Source organism: Streptomyces sp. Xyl84, assembly GCF_059731885.1.
In genome coordinates, this window is record NZ_AP029182.1 from 4802091 (window position 1) to 4824673 (window position 22583).

Genomic DNA, 22583 nt, shown 5'->3' on the forward strand with positions numbered 1-22583 from the left:
CCCGCCCCGGCCGCGGCGTATAGGTTGCCGCCATGGCCGAGTGGGAGATCCGGAAGCTGCGCATCCTGCGGACGCTGGGGGAGCGGGGGACCGTGACCGCGACGGCCGAGGCGCTGCACATGACCCCGTCCGCCGTCTCCCAGCAGCTGACCAACCTGGCGGCCCAGCTCGGAGTGCCCCTGCTGGAGGCGCAGGGACGGCGGGTGCGGCTCACGGACGCGGCCCGGCTCGTGCTGCGGCACGCGGAGGCGGTGTTCGAGCAACTGGAGCGCGCGGAGGCCGAACTGTCCGCGTACGCGCACGGAGAGACCGGCGAGGTGCGGGTCGGGGCCTTCTCGACCGCGGTGCCCGCCCTCGTCGTGCCGGCCGCGCGGGCACTGCGGGCGACGCACCCGGGGGTGACCGTGCGGGTGCGGGAGGCGGAGGCGGGCGAGGCGTACGACCTGCTGGCCGCCGGTGAGGTGGACCTCGCGCTGTCGCTGGCCGCGCACGCGCCGACCCCGGTGGACCCGGGCTTCACGCGGGTGCCGCTGCTGGCCGACCCGCTCGACCTCGCCCTCCCGCCGGACCACGCGCTGGCCGCGGCGCCCCGGGTGCGCCTGGCAGACCTCGCGGCCGAGGCGTGGATCTTCGGCGGCAGCGGTCCCTGGTCGGACATCACGCGGACGGCCTGCGAGGCCGCCGGGTTCAGCCCGTACCAGGGGCACTCGGCGGCCGGGTGGACCGCGATCCTGGCGATGGTGGAGGCGGGCATGGGCGTGGCCCTCGTGCCCCGCATGGCGGCCGTGCGCCGGGACGGGGTCGTGATGCGCGCCCTGGGCGCGGACCGCCCGTACCGGCACGTGGTCGCGGCCCTGCGGAAGGGAGCGCGGGACGCGCCCGCGCGCAGGACGGTCCTGGCGGCCCTGCGGACGGCGGCCGCCGGCCTCACCGGCCAGGAACAGCCGGCCTGACCCCCGGACGCCCGCGGCCCCGGCCGGTACGGGACGCCGCGCCGGCGGGGGGACCCGGCCGAGACCGGCGCCGCACCGGCACGTGGGGCGCCCGACGGTACCGGGCGTCACACCGGCAGGGGCACCCGGCCGGGACCGGGCGCCGCGCAGGAAGGCCGGCCAGGGACCGGGCGTCGCCCAGGGGCACCCGGGCCGGACCGGGCGTCGCACTGGCAAGGGAGCCCCGGCCCAGACCGGGCGCCGTACCCGCAAGGGGGGCGCCCCGCCGAGACCGGGCGCCCCCCCCCACATGCCGTGCCGCGCGTACGGCGCGCCACCGCGCCTGTCGCGCCGCCGCTACTTCGCCGCCGCGTCCGCCGCCTGGGCCTTCAGCGAGCGCTCGACACCCGCGCGCGACTCGGAGACCAGCCGGCGCAGGGCCGCGTTCGGGGCGGCGGAGGCCAGCCACTCGTCGGTGCGGCGCAGCGTGTCCTCCTCGACCTGGACCGCCGGGTACAGGCCGACCGCGATCTGCTGGGCCATCTCGTGGGAGCGGGAGGCCCAGATGTCCTTGAGCACCTCGAAGTACCGCTCGGTGTACGGCGCCAGCAGCTCGCGCTGGTCGGTCTGGACGAAGCCCGCGATGACCGCCTCCTGGACGGCGTTGGGGAGCTTGTCGGAGTCGACGACCGACGCCCAGGCCTCCGCCTTGGCCTCCTCGGTCGGCCGGGCGGCGCGGGCGGTGGCCGCGTGCCGCTCACCGGCGGCGGTCCTGTCCCGCTCGTACTCGCCGGCGATCTCCGCCTCGTCGAACCGGCCCACCGCCGCGAGCCGCTGCACGAACGCCCAGCGCAGCTCCGTGTCGACGGCCAGGCCCTCGATGGTCTGCGTGCCCTCCAGCAGGGCGTTGAGCAGATCGAGCTGCTCGGGGGTGCGGGCGGTCGCCGCGAAGGCGCGCGCCCACGCGAGCTGGTGGTCGCTGCCCGCCTCGGCGGCGCGCAGGTGGGCCAGCGTGGCGTCGGTCCAGCGGGTGAGCAGGGCATCACGGGCGGCCGGGTCGGCGTACAGGTCGATGGCCAGCTTCACCTGGCGGTGCAGCGACTGCACCACGCCGATGTCGGACTCCTTGCCGATCCCGGACAGCACCAGGGACAGGTAGTCGCGGGTGGCCAGCTCGCCGTCGCGGGTCATGTCCCAGGCGGAGGCCCAGCACAGGGCGCGCGGCAGCGAGGACGCGAAGTCGCCGAGGTGCTCGGTGACGAACGCCAGCGACTGCTCGTCCAGGCGGACCTTGGCGTAGGACAGGTCGTCGTCGTTGAGCAGGACGACCGCCGGACGGCGCCGGCCGGCCAGCTGCGGTACGGCGGTCAGTTCGCCGTCCACGTCCAGCTCGATCCGGCCGTCCTCGGCGCGCACCAGCTTGCCGCTCGCCTCGTCGAGGTCGTACAGGCCGATCGCGATGCGGTGCGGGCGCAGCACCGGCTCGCCCTTGGCGCCCGCGGGCAGGGCGGGGGCCTCCTGGCGGACGGCGAAGGAGGTGATGACCCCGTCGGCGTCCGTCTCGATCCGCGGGCGCAGGATGTTGATCCCGGCCGTCTCCAGCCACTTCTTCGACCAGGTCTTCAGGTCACGCCCGGAGGTCTCCTCCAGGGCGCCCAGCAGGTCGGACAGGCGCGTGTTGCCGTAGGCGTGCCGCTTGAAGTACGCCTGCACGCCGCGGAAGAACTCGTCCATGCCGACGTACGCCACCAGCTGCTTGAGGACGCTGGCGCCCTTGGCGTAGGTGATGCCGTCGAAGTTGACGAGGACGTCGTCCAGGTCGTTGATGTCCGCCATGATCGGGTGGGTGGAGGGCAGCTGGTCCTGCCGGTAGGCCCACGTCTTCATGGAGTTGGCGAAGGTCGTCCACGAGTGCGGCCAGCGCGAGCCGGGGGCGTGCGCCTGGCAGGCGATGGAGGTGTAGGTGGCGAACGACTCGTTCAGCCACAGGTCGTTCCACCACTCCATGGTGACCAGGTCGCCGAACCACATGTGGGCCAGCTCGTGCAGGATCGTCTCCGCCCGCACCTCGTACGCCGCGTCGGTCACCTTGGACCGGAAGACGTACTGGTCGCGGATGGTGACCGCGCCCGCGTTCTCCATCGCGCCCGCGTTGAACTCGGGCACGAAGAGCTGGTCGTACTTGGCGAACGGGTAGGCGTAGTCGAACTTCTCCTGGAACCAGTCGAAGCCCTGCCGGGTGACCTCGAAGATCGCGTCCGCGTCGAGGAACTCGGCGAGCGAGGGCCGGCAGTAGATGCCCAGCGGCACGGACTGCCCGTCCTTCTCGTACGTGCTGTGCACGCTGTGGTACGGGCCGACGATCAGCGCGGTGATGTACGTCGAGATGCGCGGCGTCGGCTCGAACACCCAGACGTTGTCCTGCGGTTCGGGGGTGGGCGAGTTGGACACGACGGTCCAGCCCTCGGGCGCCTTCACGGTGAACTGGAAGGTGGCCTTCAGGTCCGGCTGCTCGAAGGAGGCGAAGACCCGGCGGGCGTCCGGCACCTCGAACTGCGTGTACAGGTACGCCTGGTCGTCGACCGGGTCGACGAAGCGGTGCAGGCCCTCACCGGTGTTGGTGTAGGCGCAGTCGGCGACGACCCGCAGGACGTTGCGGCCCTGGAGCAGGCCGGGCAGGGCGATGCGGGAGTCCTTGAAGACCTCCGCCGGCTCCAGCGCGTCGCCGTTGAGGGTCACCTCGTGGACGGCCGGGGCGATCAGGTCGATGAAGGACTCGGCGCGGTCCTCGGCGACGTCGAAGCGCACCGTGGTCACGGACCGGTAGGTACCGCCCTCCTGCGCGCCGGAGAGGTCGAGATCGATCTCGTACGAGTCAACGGTGAGCAGCTTCGCCCGCTGCTGCGCCTCTTCGCGAGTCAGGTTTGTGCCAGGCACGCGGTCATCTCCTCGTGATGTGTGGATTGCGTCATCCTTCCATGCGACCCGCGCCCGACGCGACGACCGATTTCCGCCGGTGGACGGCGTTCGAACAGGCGAGCCTGGAGGCATGACGACAGCGGAAGCGATGCGAGAAGTGGAAGAGCGGTCGGCCGGCCGCGCCCGTGCCATCGGCCCGGCCGTGCTGGCGGAACTGCGGGAGCGGGACGACGCCGGACGCCCGGCGGCGCCGTTCACCGACGAGGAGGGCGGCGCGCCGCTGCGGTGCTGCCTGCGCAGGAGCGAGCCGGGCGAGGTGATCGCGCTGGTCAGCTACGCGCCGCTGCGGCGCTGGGCGGCCGAGACGGGCGCCGCGCCGGGGGCGTACGACGAGCAGGGGCCCGTCTTCGTCCACGGGCGGGAGTGCGCGGGGCCGCGGGGGGCTGGGCCGGAGGGCGCGGGGCCGGGCAGCGCGGGGCCGGAGGGCGCGGGCCTTCCCTTCACGAACGCGCACCGGGTGGTGCGCCGCTACTCGGCCGCGGGACGCATCCTGGGCGGGCGGCTGGTGGAGCCGGGCACCGCCCACCTCGCCACTGCCCTCGCGCAGGCGTTCGACGACCCGGACGTGGCACTGGTCCACGTCCGGGCCGTCGAGTACGGCTGTTTCCTCTACGAGGTGCGCAGGCCCTGACGCCGGGGCGGGCGGCGGCCGGCGGGTCAGCCCTTCAGCTCGGCCGCCACCAGCTCCGCGATCTGCACCGCGTTCAGGGCCGCGCCCTTGCGCAGGTTGTCGTTGGAGACGAACAGCGCCAGGCCGTTGCCCGCCGTCTCGTCGCGGCGGATGCGGCCGACGTAGGACGGGTCCTGGCCGGCGGCCTGGAGCGGGGTGGGGATGTCGGAGAGGGCGACGCCCGGGGCGCCGGCCAGCAGCTCGGTGGCGCGCTCCACGCTGATCGGGCGGGCGAAACGCGCGTTGACCTGAAGGGAGTGGCCGGAGAAGACGGGTACGCGCACGCAGGTGCCGGAGACCTTCAGCTCCGGGATCTCCAGGATCTTGCGGGACTCGTGGCGGAGCTTCTGCTCCTCGTCGGTCTCGTTCAGGCCGTCGTCGACGAGGTTGCCGGCGAAGGGCAGCACGTTGAAGGCGATCGGGCGCTTGTAGACGGCCGGCTCGGGGAAGTCCACGGCCGCGCCGTCGTGGGTCAGCTTGTCGGCGTCCGCGACGACCTTCTGGGTCTGGCCGTGCAGCTCGGCCACGCCCGCGAGGCCCGAGCCGGACACCGCCTGGTAGGTGGCGACGACCAGGCCCTGAAGCCCCGCCTCGGCGTGCAGCGGCTTCAGCACGGGCATCGCGGCCATGGTCGTGCAGTTCGGGTTGGCGATGATGCCCTTGGGGCGGTCCGCGACGGCGTGCGGGTTCACCTCGGAGACCACCAGCGGCACGTCCGGGTCGCGGCGCCAGGCCGAGGAGTTGTCGATCACCACGGCGCCCTGCGCGGCGACCTTCTCGGCCAGTGCCTTGGAGGTGGCGCCGCCCGCCGAGAACAGCACGATGTCCAGGCCGGTGTAGTCGGCGGTCGACGCGTCCTCCACCGTCACGCCGTCCAGGACCGTCCCCGCCGAGCGGGCCGAGGCGAACAGGCGCAGCTCCGTGAGCGGGAAGTCGCGCTCCGTGAGGATCCTGCGCATGACCGTGCCGACCTGACCGGTGGCTCCGACGATTCCGACCCTCACGGTGTCTCCCTTGGCGTGTGCTGTACGTGCGTGTGCCGTGCGTGTCGCCCGGCCGCGGCCTTTCCATCATGCGGCCGACCCCGGCCCGGGTGTCCACTTCTTTGCGCCGCGTGCCCGCCGGCGTCCCGCAGAAAGGGACGAGTCCGGCAGCCGCGCGGTTGCGGTTCTGCGGCGGGCACCCCGGGTGAGCTGCAGAAATTCGCCCGCCCGGGCGCGCCGACCGCAAGCTGTGCTGCTCGGTGCCTGCCCGTGCGATCCGGCCGTATACGGCGATGTGACGTACGCAACGACACGGGCGGCGGAGGGCGGGCGGCCGGGCGGCCGGGGTGGCCGGGTGTGGCGAAGGGCGGCGGCGACCGGGAACGGCGAAGGGCGGGCGCCCGCACGGACGCCCGCCCCCGACCGGTCTCACCGGTCTCACCGGTCTCACCGGTCTCACCGGTCTCACCGGTCTCACCGGTCCCACCGGTCACACCGGTCCCACCGGTCCCGCCGGTCCCGCCGGTCCGACCGGTGCCGGTGGCCGTGGCGGCCACCGGCCGGTCGCCGTGGTTACGGCAGGACCTTGCCGATCTTCACGCTGCCGGTGCCCGCCACGGTGCCCCGCGCGTTCACCAGCTGCACCTGCCCGAAGAACTCGCGTCCCTCGGGCGCCTGGGCCGCGGCGGTGACCTGGCCGGTCACCGTCGCCGACGCCCCGGTGCCCAGCTTGACCGCCGCCGACTCGTCCACCGACACGGTGCCGAGCGCGGCGGAGAAGAACACGTCCCGGTAGTCGTACGCCGTGGAACCGGAGGGTACCGAGTACGCGGTGACCTCCACGGTGTACGTGCCGGCCGCCGGCGAGGCGATCGACACCGATTCCTCGGAGTCGCCGTCCGCGGACTTCGCGGCCTCCTTGCCGTTCGCGTCGTAGACCACCAGGTCCAGGTCGGCCGACTTGTCCGAGACCCCGCCGATGGCGACATCGAGCGACTTGGCGCCCTCGGGGACGGTCACGGTCGTGGTCTGCTTCTCACCGTTGCGCACGGTGGGCCGGTCCGACTTGGCGGAACCCAGCGGACCGCCGACCAGCTTGCCGTCCAGGGCGGCGTAGGCGTTGGTCACCTTCCAGGAGGCGGTGACCGGCGTGCCGGCCTTCGCCTCGGGCACGGTCACGGTCTGCGGGTCGAAGGACGCGCCCAGCACGGCGACGTCCAGCCGGTAGGGGTTGTCGAGCAGCGGCGAGGTGCGGCGCGCCTCGACCTCGACCTCCCACACGCCCGGCTGCGGGTCGGCGTAGGAGCGGACGTCGGGCTTGCAGCCGTTGCCGTCCAGGTAGTTGTTGTAGCAGTACGGCGTCGAGGTGTTGTCGACCGGGACGCCGTAGGGGTGGACGGCGATGAAGCGGGTCTGGCTCTTGTCCTTCAGCCCGCCGATCGCGACCTCCAGCGACTTGGCGCCCTCGGGCACGGTCAGGAAGTAGGAGCGGGTGCTGTTGCGCTCCACCGAGGACGTGTCGGAGTAGGTGTACCGGACCGGGTCCGCGACCACGACGGTGGTGAGGATCTGCTGGTCGACGCCGGTGGTGAAGGGGTCGTCGACCTCCAGGATCGCGCTCTTGAGGCCCGCCGAGCGGGGAGCGGCCTGCACCTTGACGGTCACCGGCTCGTTCAGCGGCAGCCGCACCAGGGGCGAACCGACGACACGGAAGGTGTGGCCGGTGTTGTTCGCGATGCGCAGTGTGTGCCACACCGCCCGGTCCGGGCCGGAGGTGCGGGTGACCGTGATGTCGTAGGTCTTCTTCTGGCCCGCCTTCAGGCCGCCCTCGCGGTCGTAGAGGCCGGTGCCGTAGCCGGGGGTCTTCAGGGCGTAGTCGATCGCGGTGTCGACGGGGGCCCGGACCGTGTACTCGTGGGCGGCGGCGCCGCGGCGGATCGCGTTCCAGGCGTCCACGACGTCGATCCGGCCGGCGCCCTCCTCGTAGGCCTGGGCGCCCGGGATGTGGTGGGCGGTCGAGGTGAGCGCGGTGCGCAGCTTCGCCGGGGTCAGGTCGATGTGCTGCTGCCTGGCGGCGCTCAGCAGCAGCGCGGAGGCGCCGGTGGCCTGCGGGGAGGCCATCGAGGTGCCCTGGAGCATCGAGTAGCCGGCCGGCAGCGAGTAGCCCGCCTCGGCGACCGGGGAGCCCGGCAGCCAGGTCTGGGTGGTGTTGATCGCCGCGCCGGGGGCGACCAGCGTGGGCGTGAAGCCGCCGTCCTCACGCGGGCCGCGCGAGGAGAACGGCATCATCGCGTACTGCGTCCGCACGGCGGAGCCGTAGTTCGCGGCCCAGGTCTCCTTGGAGATGCCGGCGCCGACCGAGATCACCTTGTCGGCCAGGCCCGGGTCGCCGATGGTGTTGGCGCCGGGGCCGGAGTTGCCCGCGGAGATGACGAGCTGGACGCCGTAGGTGTCGATCAGGCGGGTGTACAGCTCGGCGCGCGCGTTGTTGCCGTCGTTGAGGGCCGGCAGGCCGCCGATGGACATGTTGACGATGTCGACGCCGCGGTTCGCGACGAGGTCGATCATGCCCTCGGTGAGCGCCACGTTGGTGCAGCCGCCGCTCCAGGTGCAGGCGCGCGAGGAGACGATCTTCGCGCCGGGGGCCGCGCCGTTCATCTTCCCGCCGAACAGGCCGTTGGCGGCGGTGATGCCGGCGACGTGGGTGCCGTGCTCGGACTCGATGACGCCGATGTTGACGAAGTCGGCCTTCTTGCCGGTCCAGGACCCGCCGTAGGGGTCCATCGGCACGTCCTTGCGGATCTGCACGACGAACGGCTGCCGCTCGACGACGTCCGTCTTCGGGTCGTCGGTGCCGAAGTAGCCGACCTGGAAACCGTCCTTGTACGGCTTCATCGGCGTGTCGTCGGTGAAGTCGTTGTTGTTGTTCAGGTCGACGCGGACGGTGCCGGCCGCCGGGTCGTACAGGACGCCCCAGGAGTCGGTGGTGTCGCCGTCGCGGTTGGCGTCGCCCTTGGCGTCGCCGCCCGCGGTCGCGGACTCCTTGAAGGTGCTGATCTCGTACGATCCCGCCGGGGCCTTCCAGCTCTGGCCGCCGTAGGTGAAGGCCGGCCCGGAGACCGGGTTGACCATCGGGCGCCAGGTGGCGTCGCCGTCGATGATCGGGTCGGTCGCGGTCACCCAGTCGACGATCTTGCGTTCGCCGGTGGTGGTCCGCTGGAGCGCCGGGTGACCGAGGTCCACACCGGAGTCGAGGATGCCGATGGTGACGCCCCGGCCGTCCGCCTGCGCGTCGCGGCGCACGAAGTCGACGGCGCCCGTCTCGAAGGACGGGTTGTACGGGTTGGCCGCGGGCGTGTTCCTGCCGGGCGCGGGGTAGGCGGCGCTGTCGCCCTTGCCCCGCGCGCTCTTGCCCTGCGCGTTCTCGGAGGTGCCCGCGTCGGGTGCCGGGTCGTCGAGCGGTATCTCCTGGCGCAGGTCGATGGCGTGCACCGAGGACAGCTTCTCGGCCGCGCTGATCACCGAGTCGGCCGCGGCGGTCGGCACGGTGGCGCGGACGTAGCCGAGCCCGTCGTGGGTGAGGCCGACCGAGCCGCCCCTGACCGCGTCCAGTTGCCGGGTGACCTGCTCGGTCTTCCCGGGCGCGGTCGCGATCATCATCGTGACGTTCTTGGCGCCGTCGGCCTTGGCCGTGGCGAGCAGACCGGCGTCGTCGGCGCCGAGTTTCGCGCTCGCCGGCCGGACGGCCGGGCCGGAGGGGACGGGACCGCCCTCGGCGGCGGCGGCCAGGGGCAGCGGTCCGGCCGCGCAGAGCGCGGCCACCACGCCGGTGGCCGCGGCGATGCGGGCCAGGCGTCTGGCGCCCGGGGCGCGGGGGGAGTCGGAGGTCATCGGCATCCCTTGTCGGTGGAGGAACCAGGCGAGGCGCGACCGGTTGTGATCGCGATCGTCCGGAAATCGGTGCTGGACGATCGCTCAGCTTTACCCAAGAGAACAATGTTTGGGGAGAGTTGACCGAGGCGGGATGGACGCATGGCGCAATTCCGCCATGCGTCACGGGGGACACCAGGCGGCAAAGCGCCCTTTTCCGCCACATGTCGAGGGCGGGTGAACGCGCATGGTGGCGGCCCGCGTTCGCAGGGTGCCCGCCGGAGGGGCCCGCGCGCTCGGCCCCCTGCCGTTCCTCGACGGTCCCGGCAGGCGCGCCGCGCCGCCCGGGCGCCCCCCGCAACCTCTTGGCCGCCCCCCGGCAACCGCCCCGCCACCGGCCCGCACCCACGTCGTCACCGGCCCGCGCCCGCCCCCGCGCCCGCCCCGCCGTGCCCGAACGGCTCCCGAACGCCCCCCGGCCGCCCGCCCGCTGCCGTAACGTCTCCCCATGCGTGAGGAGTTGCGGGTGGCGGCCTACGCCGTGTGTGTGCGGGACGGACGGATGCTGCTGGCCCGCTGGGTCGCGCGGGACGGCGCCCGCCGGTGGACCCTGCCCGGCGGCGGCATGGAACACGGCGAGGACCCCTACGACACCGTGATCCGCGAGGCCGAGGAGGAGACCGGGTACGCCGTCGAGCCGGTCGCCCTGCTCGGCCTCGACTCCATCCGGCGCACCTACCCGCGGCCCCTGGGCAGCCACGCCGACTTCCACGGGCTGCGCATCGTCTACGAGGCCCGGGTCACCGGCGGCGACCTGCGCCACGAGACCGGCGGCTCCACGGACATGGCGGCCTGGCACGACCTGGAGGCGGTGCCGGGGCTGGAGCGGGTCGGCCTGGTCGACGTCGGACTGCGGCTGTGGCGGGAGCGGCCGGCCGTGGGACGCGTGGCACCGGAACCGTCCGGCGGGGCGTGAACGGCCGGATGTCACTCAACCGGGTCACCGTCCGGCAACCCTTCCGTCCGGTCCCCGGTCCTTGAGCGCGAACCGGTCGGACGGCGGAGAGGGGAAGACGATGGGGGTACGGGCGAGCCTGGCGGGGACGGCGGCCCTGGTGCTGGCGGCGGTGGTGGCGGGGCCCGCGGTGGGGGCGCCGGCCGCGCCGGACGGCCACGGCCGGCACGAGGCGACCCGCGCGGCGGTCCGGGCCGCGGTCGCGGACGGCGTGCCCGGCGTGACGGCGACCGCGCGGGACCGCTCGGGCACCCGGAACATCACCGAGGGCGTCGGCGACCTGCGCACCGGCGCCCCGCGCGGGGCGCACGACCGCTACCGGGTGGGCAGCATCACCAAGACCTTCACGGCCACGGTGCTGCTCCAACTGGAGGCGGAGGGACGGCTCTCGCTGGACGACACGGTGGACCGGTGGCTGCCCGGCGTGGTGCGCGGCCACGGCCACGACGGCCGCCGCATCACCCTGCGGCAGCTGCTCAACCACACGAGCGGCGTCTACAGCTACACGGCCGACGAAGGCTTCGGCCGTAGCTATTTCCTCAAGGACGGCTTCTTCGCGCACCGTTACGACACGCTGCGGCCCGAGGACCTGGTGCGGATCGCCATGGCCCACCGGCCCGACTTCGCCCCCGGCACCTCCTGGCAGTACTCCAACACCAACTACGTCCTGGCCGGGATGGTGATCGAGCGGGTGACGGGACACTCCTACGCCCACGAGATCCGCGAGCGCATCCTGCGGCCCCTGCACCTGACGGCCACGTCACTGCCCGGCACCCGGGTCACCGTCGCGCACCCGAGCGGCCGCGCCTATTCCAAGCTGTCGGACAAGACGACGGGACCGGTGTACGACGTCACCGAACTCAACCCGTCCCTCGCCTCCTCGGCGGGTGAGATGATCTCCGACTCCGCCGACCTGAACCGCTTCTACACGGCCCTGCTGCGGGGGCGGCTGCTGCCGCCGCGGCAGCTCGCGGAGATGCGGACGACGGTGCGCACCGGCAGTCCCGGCATCGGTTACGGCCTCGGTCTGATGGACCACCGGCTCTCCTGCGGCGTGCACGTGTGGGGCCACGACGGCGGCATCCACGGCTCGTCCTCGGCGGCGACGGCCACCGCCGACGGCCGCCACGCCCTGGCCTTCAACTTCAACGGCGACTGGGCGGGCGACGCCGACGCGGTCGTGGAGGCGGAGTACTGCGGCCGCTGAGCGGTCCCGGCGCCGGCGCGGCGGGGTCCCGGACGCCGTCCGGGACCCCGCTCTCCGCACCTGCGCCGCCGCCCCCACGGCCTACCGCGGCAGCACCACCACGTAAGCGGCCGGATCGCGGCCGGCCGCCGCCATCAGGGCCGTGCGCACCACCGTCGCCTGCTGCTCCATCGCGTCACGCAGCTTCCTGGGCGTGATGTGGACGACCGTGATGCCCAGGCGCTCCAGGTGCTCGCGCTTGCGGGCGTACTCCGACCAGAGGGAGTCCTCGTCGGGCCGGCCCTGGAGCGGCGCGCGGGTGTCCAGTTCCAGGGCGACCGCCTGATCGGGCCAGTACGCGTCCAGGCCGCCCAGGTGCGGGCCGCCGGGCAGGCGCAGGTCCACGTTCCACACCGGGTCGGGCAGCCCGTGCTCCTCGACCATCCGGTACAGCCGGTCCTCGGCGATCGAGCGGCCCTCGGCGAGCAGCGAGTCCACCGCGTCGACCACGTACGGGCGGGTCAGCAGCCGCGCGGCGGTCAGGGCGCGGACCACCGCGGCCGGCTCGCAGTGCCCGCCGCGCACCGCCTCCGTCAGCAGCCGCTGCACCGCGGCCGCGTCCCGCGACTGCGCCACCGCGTCCGCCAGGGCGCGCGGCACCGGCGCCACGGGGACGCCCGTGACCACCTCCGGGTCGGGCGGCTCGGCCGTCCGGACCACCCGCGCGCAGCCCGTCGAGCGCAGCCGCCGCAGCCGCGGCACCAGCACGTCGATCTTCTCCAGCGCGAGCAGGGCGGGCGCGGCCGAGAAGCCGTGCAGGGTGAGGGCGGCCAGGCCGGTGATCATCACGTCCGGGTGGGCGGGGCGGTGCGGTTGCTGCGCGGTCGGCTGGGCCGGCACGCCGGGCGCCAGGCGCGGCACGGGTCCGCGCGTCGCGTACAGGAGCACGGCGCGCAGGCGTTCCTCGCCGGTCGGCGGCCCCGGATGGAGCAGGTAGACGCCCGGCAGGTACTGCTGCCAGGGCCCGCCGGCCCGGCACCGCGCGGTCGTCTCGGCCGCCGACACGCCGTGGGCGCGGAGCTGGGCGGTGGTCAGGACCCGGCGGTGCGCCTCGGCAAGGTGGCTCAGGGGGCGGGGGGAGAGCGGGGTGTCGTGGTTCATGTCCCGGGACGTTCCCGTACCCGGCCCGCCCGCTAACCGCTGTTACACACCCGTCGACAAATGAGGACAACCCTGCCCTAAAGGACGCATGTTCGGATGCCGAAAACCCCTGGTCCGTCCAGGGACGGGCCAGGGGTTACGGGAACTTTGTAACGGTTACTCCACGCCTGAGCCGTGGCCAGAGCTGCGGCTGTCCGGGTGACGGCTCAGCCGGCGGATCCGGCCGCCGCGTCGCACGCCTGCCCGCGCAGCGCACGGGCCAGGTCGTCGCGCGCCTCCAGGACCAGCCGGCGCAGCGCGGGCGCGGACCCCTCGTGCGCGGCGAGCCACGCGTCCGCCGTGTCCAGCGTCTCGCGCGAGTCCCGCAGCGACGGGAACAGTCCGCGGACCACGTCCATCCCGATCTGGATCGACCGCTCCTGCCACACGCGCTCGATCACCGCGAAGTACCGCTGTGCGTACGGCGCCAGCAGCTCCCGCTGCGAGGGCCGCACGAAGCCCGCGATGGTCGCCTCCACCAGCGCGTTCGACAGCGCGTCCGACTCCACCACCTGCGTCCACGCCCGCTCCTTGACGGCGGCGGAGGGACGCGCGGCCAGGCAGCGCACCTGGTGCCGCTTGCCGGAGGCGGTGTCGTCGCGGGCCAGCTCGTCGCCGAGCGCCTTCTCGTCGGCCGCCCCGTACGTCGCCAGCGGCTCGAGGAACGCCCAGCGCAGCTCCTGGTCCACCTCCAGCCCGGTGATCTCCTCGGTGCCGTCCAGCAGGGCCTTCAGCAGTTCCAGGTCGGCGGGTGCCGACGCCAGCGACGCGAAGAAACGCGCCCAGGCCAGCTGGTGCTCGCTGCCCGGCTCGGCCTGCCGCAGCTCGGCCAGCGCACCCTCGGCCAGCGCCCGCCCGCCCGTCTCGCGCCACGCGGGCGCCACGTAGTGCACCAGCGCCGACTGCGCCCACGCGTGCAGCATCTGGAGCACGCCGATGTCGCTCTCGCGGCCCGCGAACCGCAGCACCAGAGCGATGAAGTCGCGCGCGGGCAGCAGCGCGTCCCGGGTCAGGTTCCACAGCGCCGACCAGCACAGCGCCCGGGCGAGCGGATCGGTGAGCGCGCCCAGGTGCTCGCGCAGGGTGGCCAGCGACGTCTCGTCGAAGCGGATCTTGCAGTAGGTGAGGTCGTCGTCGTTGACCAGCACCAGGTCGGGCGCGTCCTGCCCGGCCAGCTCCGCGATGACGGTACGGGCACCGTCCACGTCCACCTCGGCACGCGCGTACCGCTCCAGCGCGCCGACCTCCGAGCGCTGGTACAGGCCCACCGCCACCCGGTGCGGGCGCAGCTCGGGGTGCGACTCGGCCGCCTCCTGCACCACCGCAAGCTCCTGGATCCGCCCGTCGGGGTCCAGCACCACCTGCGGGGTCAGCGCGTTGACGCCGGCCGTCTGGAGCCAGGACCGCGCCCACGCGCCCATGTCCCGGCCGCTGGTCTCCTCCAGGACCGCCAGCAGGTCGCCCAGCCGGGTGTTGCCGTACGCGTGCCGCTTGAAGTAGCGGCGGGCGCCCTCCAGGAACGCCTCCCGGCCGACGTACGCCACCAGCTGCTTGAGCACCGAGGCGCCCTTCGCGTAGGTGATGCCGTCGAAGTTCAGCTTGGCGTCCTGCAGGTCACGGATGTCCGCGGTGACCGGATGCGTGGAGGGCAGCTGGTCCGCGCGGTACGCCCACGCCTTGCGGCGGTTGGCGAAGGTGATCCAGCCGTCGGTGAACCGGGTCGCGCCCACCAGCGAGAACGAGCCCATGAAGTCCGCGAAGGACTCCTTCAGCCACAGGTCGTCCCACCACTCCATGGTGACCAGGTCGCCGAACCACATGTGCGCCATCTCGTGCAGGATGACGTTGGCCCGCGCCTCGTAGGACGCCTGCGTCACCTTGCCGCGGAAGATGTACTCCTCCCGGAACGTGACCAGACCCGGGTTCTCCATCGCGCCCAGGTTGTACTCCGGCACGAACGCCTGGTCGTACTTGCCGAACGGGTACGGGTAGTCGAAGTTGTCGTGGAAGAAGTCCAGGCCCTGCTTGGTGACGAGGAAGACGTCGTCGGCGTCGAAGTGCTTGGCCAGCCCCTTGCGGCACAGCGCGCCCAGCGGGATCTCCAGGCGCGTCCCGTCCTCCAGCACCCGCTCGTAGGAGTCCGTCACGTAGTGGTACGGGCCCGCCACCACGCACGTGATGTACGTCGAGATCGGCTTGGTCTCGGCGAACCGCCACACACCGTCGTGCCGCTCGCCCACCCCGTTGCTCCACACCGTCCACTCCTCGGGCGCCCGCACCTCGAAGCGGAACGGCGCCTTGAGGTCCGGCTGCTCGAAGTTCGCGAAGACGCGCCGCGAGTCGGCCGGCTCGTACTGGGTGTAGAGGTAGACCTCGCCGTCCTCCGGGTCGACGAAGCGGTGCAGGCCCTCACCGGTGCGCGAGTAGGCGCACTGCGCGTCGACGACCAGCTCGTTGTCGGCGGCCAGGTCCTCCAGGAGGATCCGCGAGCCGTCGAAGACCTCGCTCGGGTCGAGGTCCCTGCCGTTGAGGGAGACGGCCGTGACGCTCGGTGCGATCAGGTCCGCGAAGCTCGACGCGCCGGGCTCGTTGCAGCGGAACCGGATCGTGGTGACGGACCGGAACGTGCGCGGCCCCGTGCCCTTCCCGGCGCCGGCCGCCGACCGCACGTCGAGGGACACCTCGTACCCGTCGACGGACAGCAGGGCGGCCCGCTCCCGGGCCTCGTCGCGGGACAGATTCTCACCGGGCACAGACGGCACTCCCTCGGATGTGTTCAGGATGCGGACAGCACCGATCCTGCCATGCGGTCCAGATCCGCGACATCAGGGAATTCCCTGCGCGGCGGTCGATGTTCCCGTTGCGAGGACCCCGCCGGGTCCGTCCCGTACGCGCACACCCCGTACCGAGGAGAGCCATGTCCCAGACCGCCCCCGCGGCGACCCCCTCCGGCAAGACCCCCGTCGACTTCTGGTTCGACCCGCTGTGCCCGTGGGCCTGGATGACCTCCCGCTGGGTGCTGGAGGTGGAGAAGCAGCGCGACATCGAGATCCGCTGGCACATCATGAGCCTCGCCGTCCTCAACGAGCCGAAGCTGGACGAGCTGCCCGAGGAGTACCGCGAGCTGCTCACCACCAAGGCGTGGGCGCCGGTCCGGGTGGTGACCGCGGCCTGGCAGAAGCACGGCGACGACATCCTCGGCCCGCTCTACACCGCGCTCGGTACCCGCTTCCACAACCAGGGCCAGGGCCCCACCCGGGAGGCGATCGCCGACGCGCTGGCGGAGGTGGGCCTGCCCGCCGACCTGATCGACTACGCCGACCAGGAGGACTTCGAGTTCGACGCCGAGCTGCGCGCCTCCCACAAGGAGGGCATCGACAAGGTCGGCCAGGACGTCGGCACCCCGGTCATCGCGCTGCCCGGCGCCGACGGCGAGCAGATCGCCTTCTTCGGCCCGGTCGTCACCCCGGTGCCCCAGGGCGAGGAGGCGCTGCGCCTGTGGGACGGCACCATCGCCGTCGCCTCGGTCCCCGGCTTCTACGAGATCAAGCGGACCCGGACGGCGGCCCCGGACTTCAGCAACCTGTAGGCCCCCGCTGCAAGCCTCCCCTGCGGGAAGACCCCCGCGAGTGTTCGCCCCAGGCTCTTCGAGCAGGGGGACCCCCGCTCGCGGGGGTCCCCCTTTTTTCTTTTCCTTTTCTTTCCGCCCGCCCGCGTGAAAGGTGAGAAGACGATCACGAGGAGGGACGACCGGGGGGCGCGTCAGGGCGCGAGCAGCAGCACGTTCGCGCGTTCCTTGGCGGCGGCGTGGCGCCGGGCGACGTCCTGCCAGTTGACCACCTGCCACATGGCCTCGATGAAGTCGACCTTCTGGTTCTTGTACTGGAGGTAGAAGGCGTGCTCCCAGGCGTCGAAGACGAGGATCGGGGTCGAGCCCTGACCGACGTTGCCCTGGTGGTCGTAGACCTGCTCGACGACCAGGCGCCCGCTGAGCGGTTCGTAGGCGAGCACGCCCCAGCCCGAGCCCTGGGTGGTGGCCGCCGCCTTGGACAGCTGGGCCTTGAAACCGGCGAAGGAGCCGAAGGACTCGGCGATGGCGTCGGCCAGCTCGCCCACGCCGTCCTTCTCCAGCGGCTCGCCACCGCCCTCGCCCGTCATGTTCTGCCAGTAGATGGAGTGCAGGATGTGGCCGGACAGATGGAAGGCCAGGTTCTTCTCCAGGCCGTTGACCGCACCCCACGACTCCTTGTCCCGCGCCTCCGCGAGCTGCTCCAGGGTGTCGTTGGCGCCCTTCACATAGGCCGCGTGGTGCTTGTCGTGGTGCAGCTCGATGATCTCGGGGCTGATCACCGGCGCGAGCGCCGAGTAGTCGTACGGCAGTTCAGGCAGCGTGTAGACGGGCATGGCAGATCCCCTCCGGCAGTTATTGCAAAGAGCTTGCAACTACAAACTATCAACAACAAGGCGGGCGCGGGTAACAGGAAGGCCCCCACGTGTCACGTGGGGGCCTCGCCGTACCGGATGCGCCTTGCCGGCCGCGTCCTGCCGGATGCGCCTGCCGGATGCTCCGTGCCCGGCCGCGTTCTGTCGGATGCGCCGTGCCCGGCCGCGTCCTGCCGGATGCGCCGTGCCGGGCGCGCCGCGTCAGCTCCGGGCGCGGGTCCGCTGCCAGAGGTAGCCGGCCGCCGCCAGGACCAGCGTCATCCCGCCGGTCGAGTACAGCTGCACCCGCGTGTCCGGCTCCCGCGCCATCAGCACGAAGACCGCCGCCATGCCGGCCAGCGCCACCCAGGTCAGCACTGGGAAAGCCCACATGCGCACCACCAGCTTCTGCGGCGTCTCGCGCTCCAGGGCGCGCCGCAGCCGCAGCTGCGAGACGGCGATGAAGATCCACACGACGAGGATCACCGCGCCGATCATGTTCAGCAGCCAGGGGAAGACGTCGTCGGGCCGCCAGTAGCTGAGCAGGACGCACAGGAAACCGAAGACGCTCGACACCAGCACCGCGATCCGCGGCACACCGCCGAAGACCCGGGCCAGGGCCCGCGGGCCCAGACCGCGCTGCACCAGCGAGTAGGCGATGCGCGAGGACCCGTAGATGTTGGCGTTCATCGCGCTCAGCAGCGCGACCAGCACCACCACGTTCATCAGCTGGCCCGCGCCGGGGATGCCGAGCCGGTCCAGCGCGGCGACGTAGGGACCCTTCTCGACGACCTCCGGCGCGTTCCACGGGACGAGGGTGACGATGACCGCCATGGAGCCGACGTAGAACAGCGCGATGCGCCACATCGCCGTGCGGACCGCGCTCGCCACACCGCGCACCGGGTCCTGCGACTCGGCCGCCGCGATGGTGACCGTCTCCAGACCGCCGTAGGCGAACACCGAGGCGAGCAGGCCGACGATCAGGCCCTGGCCGCCGTGCGGCAGGAAGTCGTTCAGGTGCGAGGCGCCCGGCGAGTCGGTGCCCGGCAGGACCCCGGCGACGGCCAGCACGCCCAGCACCAGGAACAGGGTGATCGCGCCGACCTTCAGCGCGGCGAACCAGAACTCGAACTCGCCGAAGTTCTTCACCGCGGCCAGGTTGGTGCCGCAGAACACCACCATGAACAGCGCCACCCACATCCACTGCGGGGTGCCCGGCAGCCAGCCGGTGACGATCTTCGCGGCGCCCATGCCCTCCAGGCCGACCGCCGTGCACAGCAGCACCCAGAACGACCAGCCGGCGGTGAAACCGGCCCACGGGCCGAACGCCCGCTCGGCGTGCGCCGAGAACGAGCCCGACGACGGGTACGCTGCCGACATCTCGCCCAGCATCCGCATCACCAGCATCACGAGGAGGCCGGAGAGGGCGTAGGCGACGACGATCGACGGCCCGGCGGCGGCGATGCCCGCGCCGGAACCGACGAACAGTCCGGCACCGATCACCCCGCCGAGGGCGATCATCGACAGATGGCGCTGCTTGAGGCCGTGGGACAGGGGGGCCGCCTCCGCCGCCGGGGTCGTCCCGGCGGCGGTGCTGGCGCGGGTGCTGCTGCTGGGCATGGGGCGCGCTCGTCCAGTGGGGGGAGAGGGGGCAAAAGTTCCCACAGTCTGGGCAGCCCGTCCGCTCCGGGGAAGCCGCTGCCCACCATCCGGACACCTACCCTACGCAGCGTGCACGGTGCGCTACGCGGCGACGGGTACCGGCGCGAGGGGCGTGTAGTGCGAGGCGTCCCCCTCCAGGGAGTGGCTCTCCTTGCCCTCGACACCGACCGGGACCTCCCCGGCCACCGTCACGCGGTTCAGCCGGCGGGGCAGGCCGTCGTAGTTGTCGATGGCGTAGTGCTGCGTGATCCGGTTGTCGAACAGCACCAGCTGGTGCTCCGACCAGCGCCAGCGCAGCACGTTCTCCGGACGGGTGACGTAGGCCTGGAGCAGGTCCAGGATCTTGCGGGACTCCGGCACCGAAAGACCCACGATCCGCTGGGCGAACCCGCCGATGAACAGCCCGCGCTCGCCGGTCAGCGGGTGCACCCGGACCACCGGGTGCGCGGTGCGGTACCGGATCGAGGTGAACTGGGCGCGCCGGTCCGCCTCGGCCGTGTCGACCGCCTCGTCGGGGACCGCGTAGTCGTAGTCGTTGGTGTGCTCCGCCCACAGCGTGTCGGCCAGGCGCCGCAGCGGCTCGGGCAGGTCCCGGTAGGCCGTGGCGGCGTTGGCGATCAGCGTCTCGCCCCCGTACGGCGGCACGGTGATGCTGCGCAGGGTGCTGGCCTGCGGCGGGTTCAGCACGAACGTCACGTCGGTGTGCCAGTGGTTGGCGCGGCCCCGCTCGCTGTCCACGGGGAGCACGTTCGGGGCGCCCTCGACGGCCGGCACGGTCGGATGGGCGGTGGTGAGGTCCCCGAAGTGGCGGGCGAAGGCCTCCTGGCCCGCGTCGTCCAGCCGCACGTCGTCGAAGACGAGCGCCTTGTGGACGTTCAGCGCCTCCCGGAGCGCGGCGACGGTCCCGGTGCCGAGCGGCCGGGACAGGTCGACGCCGGTGACCTGGGCGCCGATGCGCGCGGTGACCTTGCGGATCTCGATGGACATGGGGGTTCCCTTCTGGACGGACGGACGGACAGACGGACAGACGGTCAGACGGAAAGAAGGGGGGAAGGAGAGAAAGGGGGGAGCAGGCGAGCCTGCGCCCCTTGAAGCCGGCGGTGGTACGGATGTCGCTGCCCGGCCTGGTGGCGAACAGGTAATTCGGTCTACAGGTGAGGCCGCTGGCGACGATCCGCGCGTCGTAACCCTGGTGGTGCGCCTGGATCGGCGGAATTCCGGCGTTGGTGGAGGCGACCGGGGAATGCGCGCGGAAGGCGTTGATGGCGTCCGGTCCGGCACCGATGTTCAGCCAGTCCGACACGGTGAACGGAAGCTTGGGGAACTTCCGCAGCCTGAACTGGAGTTGCTGGGCGTCCTGATAGGAGGCGATCTTCAGGCTGGTGCCCGGCGGCACCGTGCCGGCCAGCGGGGCGGACAGGTCGGCGGCCGAACCGGAGGCGGCACGGGAATCGGCGCAGCCGCTCAGCCCCGTCGTCGCGGCGGCGGCACCGAGCAGGGAGGAGAGGAACAGGCGCCGGTCGAATCCGGACACCGGTGCGGAAGGCATGGCAGAACTCCGTGGGTTCACAGGGGCGGCAGACGTGCGCGATTCCGGGCGGCGGAACACGGAAGGCGAACGGGAAGGCGAGCGGGAAGGCAGGCAGGGCCGGGCGACGCCAAGGGAATTCACGCACGGGGGAGCGGTGCGCGGCACGCGAGGAGAACCGGAGGCAATGCGCTCCGGGGCGCGTCAACGGGTCAGCAACAAAGAGTGCGACAGCTCGTGAGCGGGCTCATGGATGAATGCTCCCGGCCCCGCGCAACCCCTGTCAACATTCGGAGATTCTGAATCAATGAACGTCATGTGACACGCTCAGCGGATCCCGGTAGAGCACGTCCAGGGCCACCGAACCGCCCGCCACCGCGAGCACGGAATCCGTGAAACCGGTCGGCACCACGACATGCGCCCGCCCCGCCCCGACGGCGTCCCTGAGCGCCGCCAGGCAGTCCTCCCGGCACATCGCGCCCACCTCGGTGACCACCCCCGTCTCGGGGTTGAGCACGTCGAGCAGCAGCCCCACCGCGCGCCCGGTCAGCCGGGACCGCTCCACCAGCAGCCGTACGGCCACCGGGTCGCCGGCGCCGGCCGCGGCCACCACGTGCGTCGGGTCGCCCCCGCCGGCCACGCCCGCGGCCCGCGCCCGCCGGCGCAGCGTCCGCTCGCTCAACTTCCGCTCGCTCAACTCCGCGCACCGGCCCGTGTTCCAGCATCGAACGCAGCACACCGCTGGCGTGGGTACGGCGCCGGTCGGGATCGGCGACGCGGGCGGCGGAGGGGGCCGGAGCGGCAGGGCGAGCGGAGGACGTCGGGCGAGCGGAGGAGTTCTGGGGAACGGAGGAGTTCGGGGGAGCGGAGGACGTCGGGGCGGATGCCGCGGCACGGGGCATGGGGAGTCTCCCGGGGCTGAACGGGGAAGGGGATCCGGCACTGCGCCGTCCGGGAAGGGGGCGTGCCGGAACCCGCCCCTACCCGGAGCGGCGACAGGTGGCCGGGCCCTGGCGTCGCAGGTCGACGTAGCGACGCGAGGAGAAGTACCGGGCCTGGGCAACCATGCGTGCGAAGCTAGCAAAACGGTCCCGGGCTGCCCAGACGGCGACTGACGGACGAGACGGAAGCGGTGGGCGCCGCCGCCGGTCTGACGGTGGCTTCCCTGGACCGTCGGGCGTCGCTGCCGCTCTGACGGTGGCTTCCCTCGGATCGTCGGGCTCCGCCGCCGGTCTGACGGTGGCTTCCCTCGGACCGGCGGGCTCCGCTGCCGCTCTGACGGTGGCTCCTCTCGGATCGTCGGGCGCCGCCGCCGGTTTGGCGGGACCTTACAGAAGGACGGGGCCCCCGTCCGCCGTCCCGGTGCAGGGAAGACCACCCCACCTCAGTGACCGGCGTCACGCCGGACCGGGTGTAAGCGGCGGTCTTTGTCCGGAGCCGACCAAGCCCGCGTTCCACCCTTTGTCGAGCGCAGACGGTGATCGGCTCGAGCACGCTGGGATAGCGTCGCGGTGTTCCCGACTGCCCTCACCCCGCGGAGTCCCCATGAGCACCGCTGCCGCCCCCGTCCGCACCGGCCAGGTCCTCGCCGACCTCCTGCCCTCCTCCCGAGTCCGGGACGCCGCCCTCGTCCTCGGCGGCGCCGCCCTCACCGGGATCGCCGCCCAGATCGCCGTGCCCGTGCCCGGCTCCCCGGTGCCGGTGACCGGCCAGACCTTCGCCGCCCTGCTGGTCGGCACCGCGCTCGGCGCCCGCCGCGGTCTGCTCTCCCTCATGCTGTACGCGCTCGCCGGCGTCGCGGGCGTGCCGTGGTTCGCGGAGGGCGGCTCGGGCGCGGGCGCCCCCTCCTTCGGCTACGTCCTCGGCATGCTGATCGCCTCCGCCGTCGTCGGCGAGCTGGCCCGCCGCGGCGCCGACCGCACGGCCTGGCGCATGGCCGGCACGATGATCCTCGGTGAAGCGGTCATCTACGCCGTCGGCGTCCCGTACCTGGCCCTGTCCACCGGCATGTCCGCCTCCGCCGCCGTCGCCGCGGGCCTCACCCCGTTCCTGATCGGCGACGCCCTCAAGGCCGCTCTGGCGATGGGCGCGCTGCCGGCCGCCTGGAAGTTCGCCGGCCGGCGCTGACAGCGCGTA

Annotated in this window: 14 protein-coding genes and 2 pseudogenes; 6 read left to right on the forward strand and 10 right to left on the reverse strand. The window is 72.8% G+C overall.

Going from position 1 to position 22583, the window contains the following annotated elements:
- The first annotated feature begins 32 nt into the window (after positions 1–32).
- Positions 33–953 carry a LysR family transcriptional regulator gene (locus tag AC6I72_RS20860; RefSeq protein ID WP_498002633.1) on the forward strand — a complete coding sequence of 307 codons (921 nt, stop codon included), beginning with the start codon at positions 33–35 and terminating at the stop codon, positions 951–953.
- Between the two features lie 336 nt (positions 954–1289).
- Here the strand turns inward: AC6I72_RS20860 and pepN (AC6I72_RS20865) are convergent, their stop codons facing one another.
- The gene (gene pepN, locus AC6I72_RS20865) at positions 1290–3869 is read right to left on the reverse strand and encodes an aminopeptidase N (RefSeq protein WP_498002634.1); all 2580 of its coding nucleotides are present in this window, start codon (positions 3867–3869) and stop codon (positions 1290–1292) included.
- A 112-nt stretch (positions 3870–3981) separates the two neighbouring features.
- Here pepN (AC6I72_RS20865) and AC6I72_RS20870 point away from each other — a divergent pair, with 112 nt between their 5' ends.
- Positions 3982–4542, forward strand: coding sequence for a DUF1203 domain-containing protein (locus AC6I72_RS20870; RefSeq protein WP_498002635.1), 561 nt, complete (start codon positions 3982–3984; stop codon positions 4540–4542).
- A 26-nt stretch (positions 4543–4568) separates the two neighbouring features.
- On the opposite strand, the gene AC6I72_RS20875 is transcribed toward AC6I72_RS20870, so the two are convergent.
- Together AC6I72_RS20875 and AC6I72_RS20880 are read right to left on the reverse strand one after the other, a co-directional pair.
- Complete coding sequence (locus tag AC6I72_RS20875; RefSeq protein ID WP_498002636.1) at positions 4569–5585, reverse strand: aspartate-semialdehyde dehydrogenase; 1017 nt, start codon at positions 5583–5585, stop codon at positions 4569–4571.
- 552 nt (positions 5586–6137) lie between these two features.
- Positions 6138–9455: a S8 family serine peptidase gene (locus AC6I72_RS20880; RefSeq protein ID WP_498002637.1), complete on the reverse strand. Its 3318-nt coding sequence runs from the start codon at positions 9453–9455 to the stop codon at positions 6138–6140.
- Positions 9456–9942: 487 nt separating this feature from the next.
- On the opposite strand from AC6I72_RS20880, the gene AC6I72_RS20885 reads away from it, so the two are divergent.
- The gene (locus tag AC6I72_RS20885; protein WP_498002638.1) at positions 9943–10410 is read left to right on the forward strand and encodes an NUDIX hydrolase; all 468 of its coding nucleotides are present in this window, start codon (positions 9943–9945) and stop codon (positions 10408–10410) included.
- A gap of 100 nt (positions 10411–10510) precedes the next feature.
- Complete coding sequence (locus tag AC6I72_RS20890) at positions 10511–11656, forward strand: serine hydrolase domain-containing protein (protein ID WP_498002639.1); 1146 nt, start codon at positions 10511–10513, stop codon at positions 11654–11656.
- An 81-nt stretch (positions 11657–11737) separates the two neighbouring features.
- Here the strand turns inward: AC6I72_RS20890 and AC6I72_RS20895 are convergent, their stop codons facing one another.
- Entirely contained in the window at positions 11738–12796 is a 1059-nt protein-coding gene (locus tag AC6I72_RS20895; RefSeq protein WP_498002640.1) for a hypothetical protein, read from the reverse strand.
- Between the two features lie 206 nt (positions 12797–13002).
- On the reverse strand, positions 13003–15588 hold the full coding sequence (pepN, locus tag AC6I72_RS20900; RefSeq protein WP_498002642.1) for an aminopeptidase N: 2586 nt from the start codon (positions 15586–15588) through the stop codon (positions 13003–13005).
- A 164-nt stretch (positions 15589–15752) separates the two neighbouring features.
- Here pepN (AC6I72_RS20900) and AC6I72_RS20905 point away from each other — a divergent pair, with 164 nt between their 5' ends.
- Complete coding sequence (locus AC6I72_RS20905; RefSeq protein ID WP_498002643.1) at positions 15753–16424, forward strand: mycothiol-dependent nitroreductase Rv2466c family protein; 672 nt, start codon at positions 15753–15755, stop codon at positions 16422–16424.
- A 173-nt stretch (positions 16425–16597) separates the two neighbouring features.
- On the opposite strand, the gene AC6I72_RS20910 is transcribed toward AC6I72_RS20905, so the two are convergent.
- The 5 genes and pseudogenes from AC6I72_RS20910 to AC6I72_RS20930 all read right to left on the reverse strand — a co-directional run.
- A complete protein-coding gene (locus AC6I72_RS20910; protein WP_498002645.1) occupies positions 16598–17239 on the reverse strand; it encodes a superoxide dismutase in 642 nt (213 codons plus the stop codon).
- Between the two features lie 240 nt (positions 17240–17479).
- Positions 17480–18877, reverse strand: a complete 1398-nt coding sequence (locus tag AC6I72_RS20915) for an amino acid permease (protein WP_498002647.1) — start codon at positions 18875–18877, stop codon at positions 17480–17482.
- A gap of 123 nt (positions 18878–19000) precedes the next feature.
- The gene (locus AC6I72_RS20920) at positions 19001–19906 is read right to left on the reverse strand and encodes a TauD/TfdA dioxygenase family protein (protein ID WP_498002648.1); all 906 of its coding nucleotides are present in this window, start codon (positions 19904–19906) and stop codon (positions 19001–19003) included.
- A gap of 79 nt (positions 19907–19985) precedes the next feature.
- Positions 19986–20468 (reverse strand): annotated as a pseudogene (locus AC6I72_RS20925) (type 2 periplasmic-binding domain-containing protein); the annotation flags it as partial.
- A 283-nt stretch (positions 20469–20751) separates the two neighbouring features.
- A pseudogene (locus AC6I72_RS20930) lies at positions 20752–21219 on the reverse strand (sugar kinase); the annotation flags it as partial.
- 773 nt (positions 21220–21992) lie between these two features.
- Between AC6I72_RS20930 and AC6I72_RS20935 the strand changes: the two are divergent.
- Entirely contained in the window at positions 21993–22574 is a 582-nt protein-coding gene (locus AC6I72_RS20935; protein ID WP_366728768.1) for a biotin transporter BioY, read from the forward strand.
- Positions 22575–22583 lie beyond the last annotated feature (9 nt).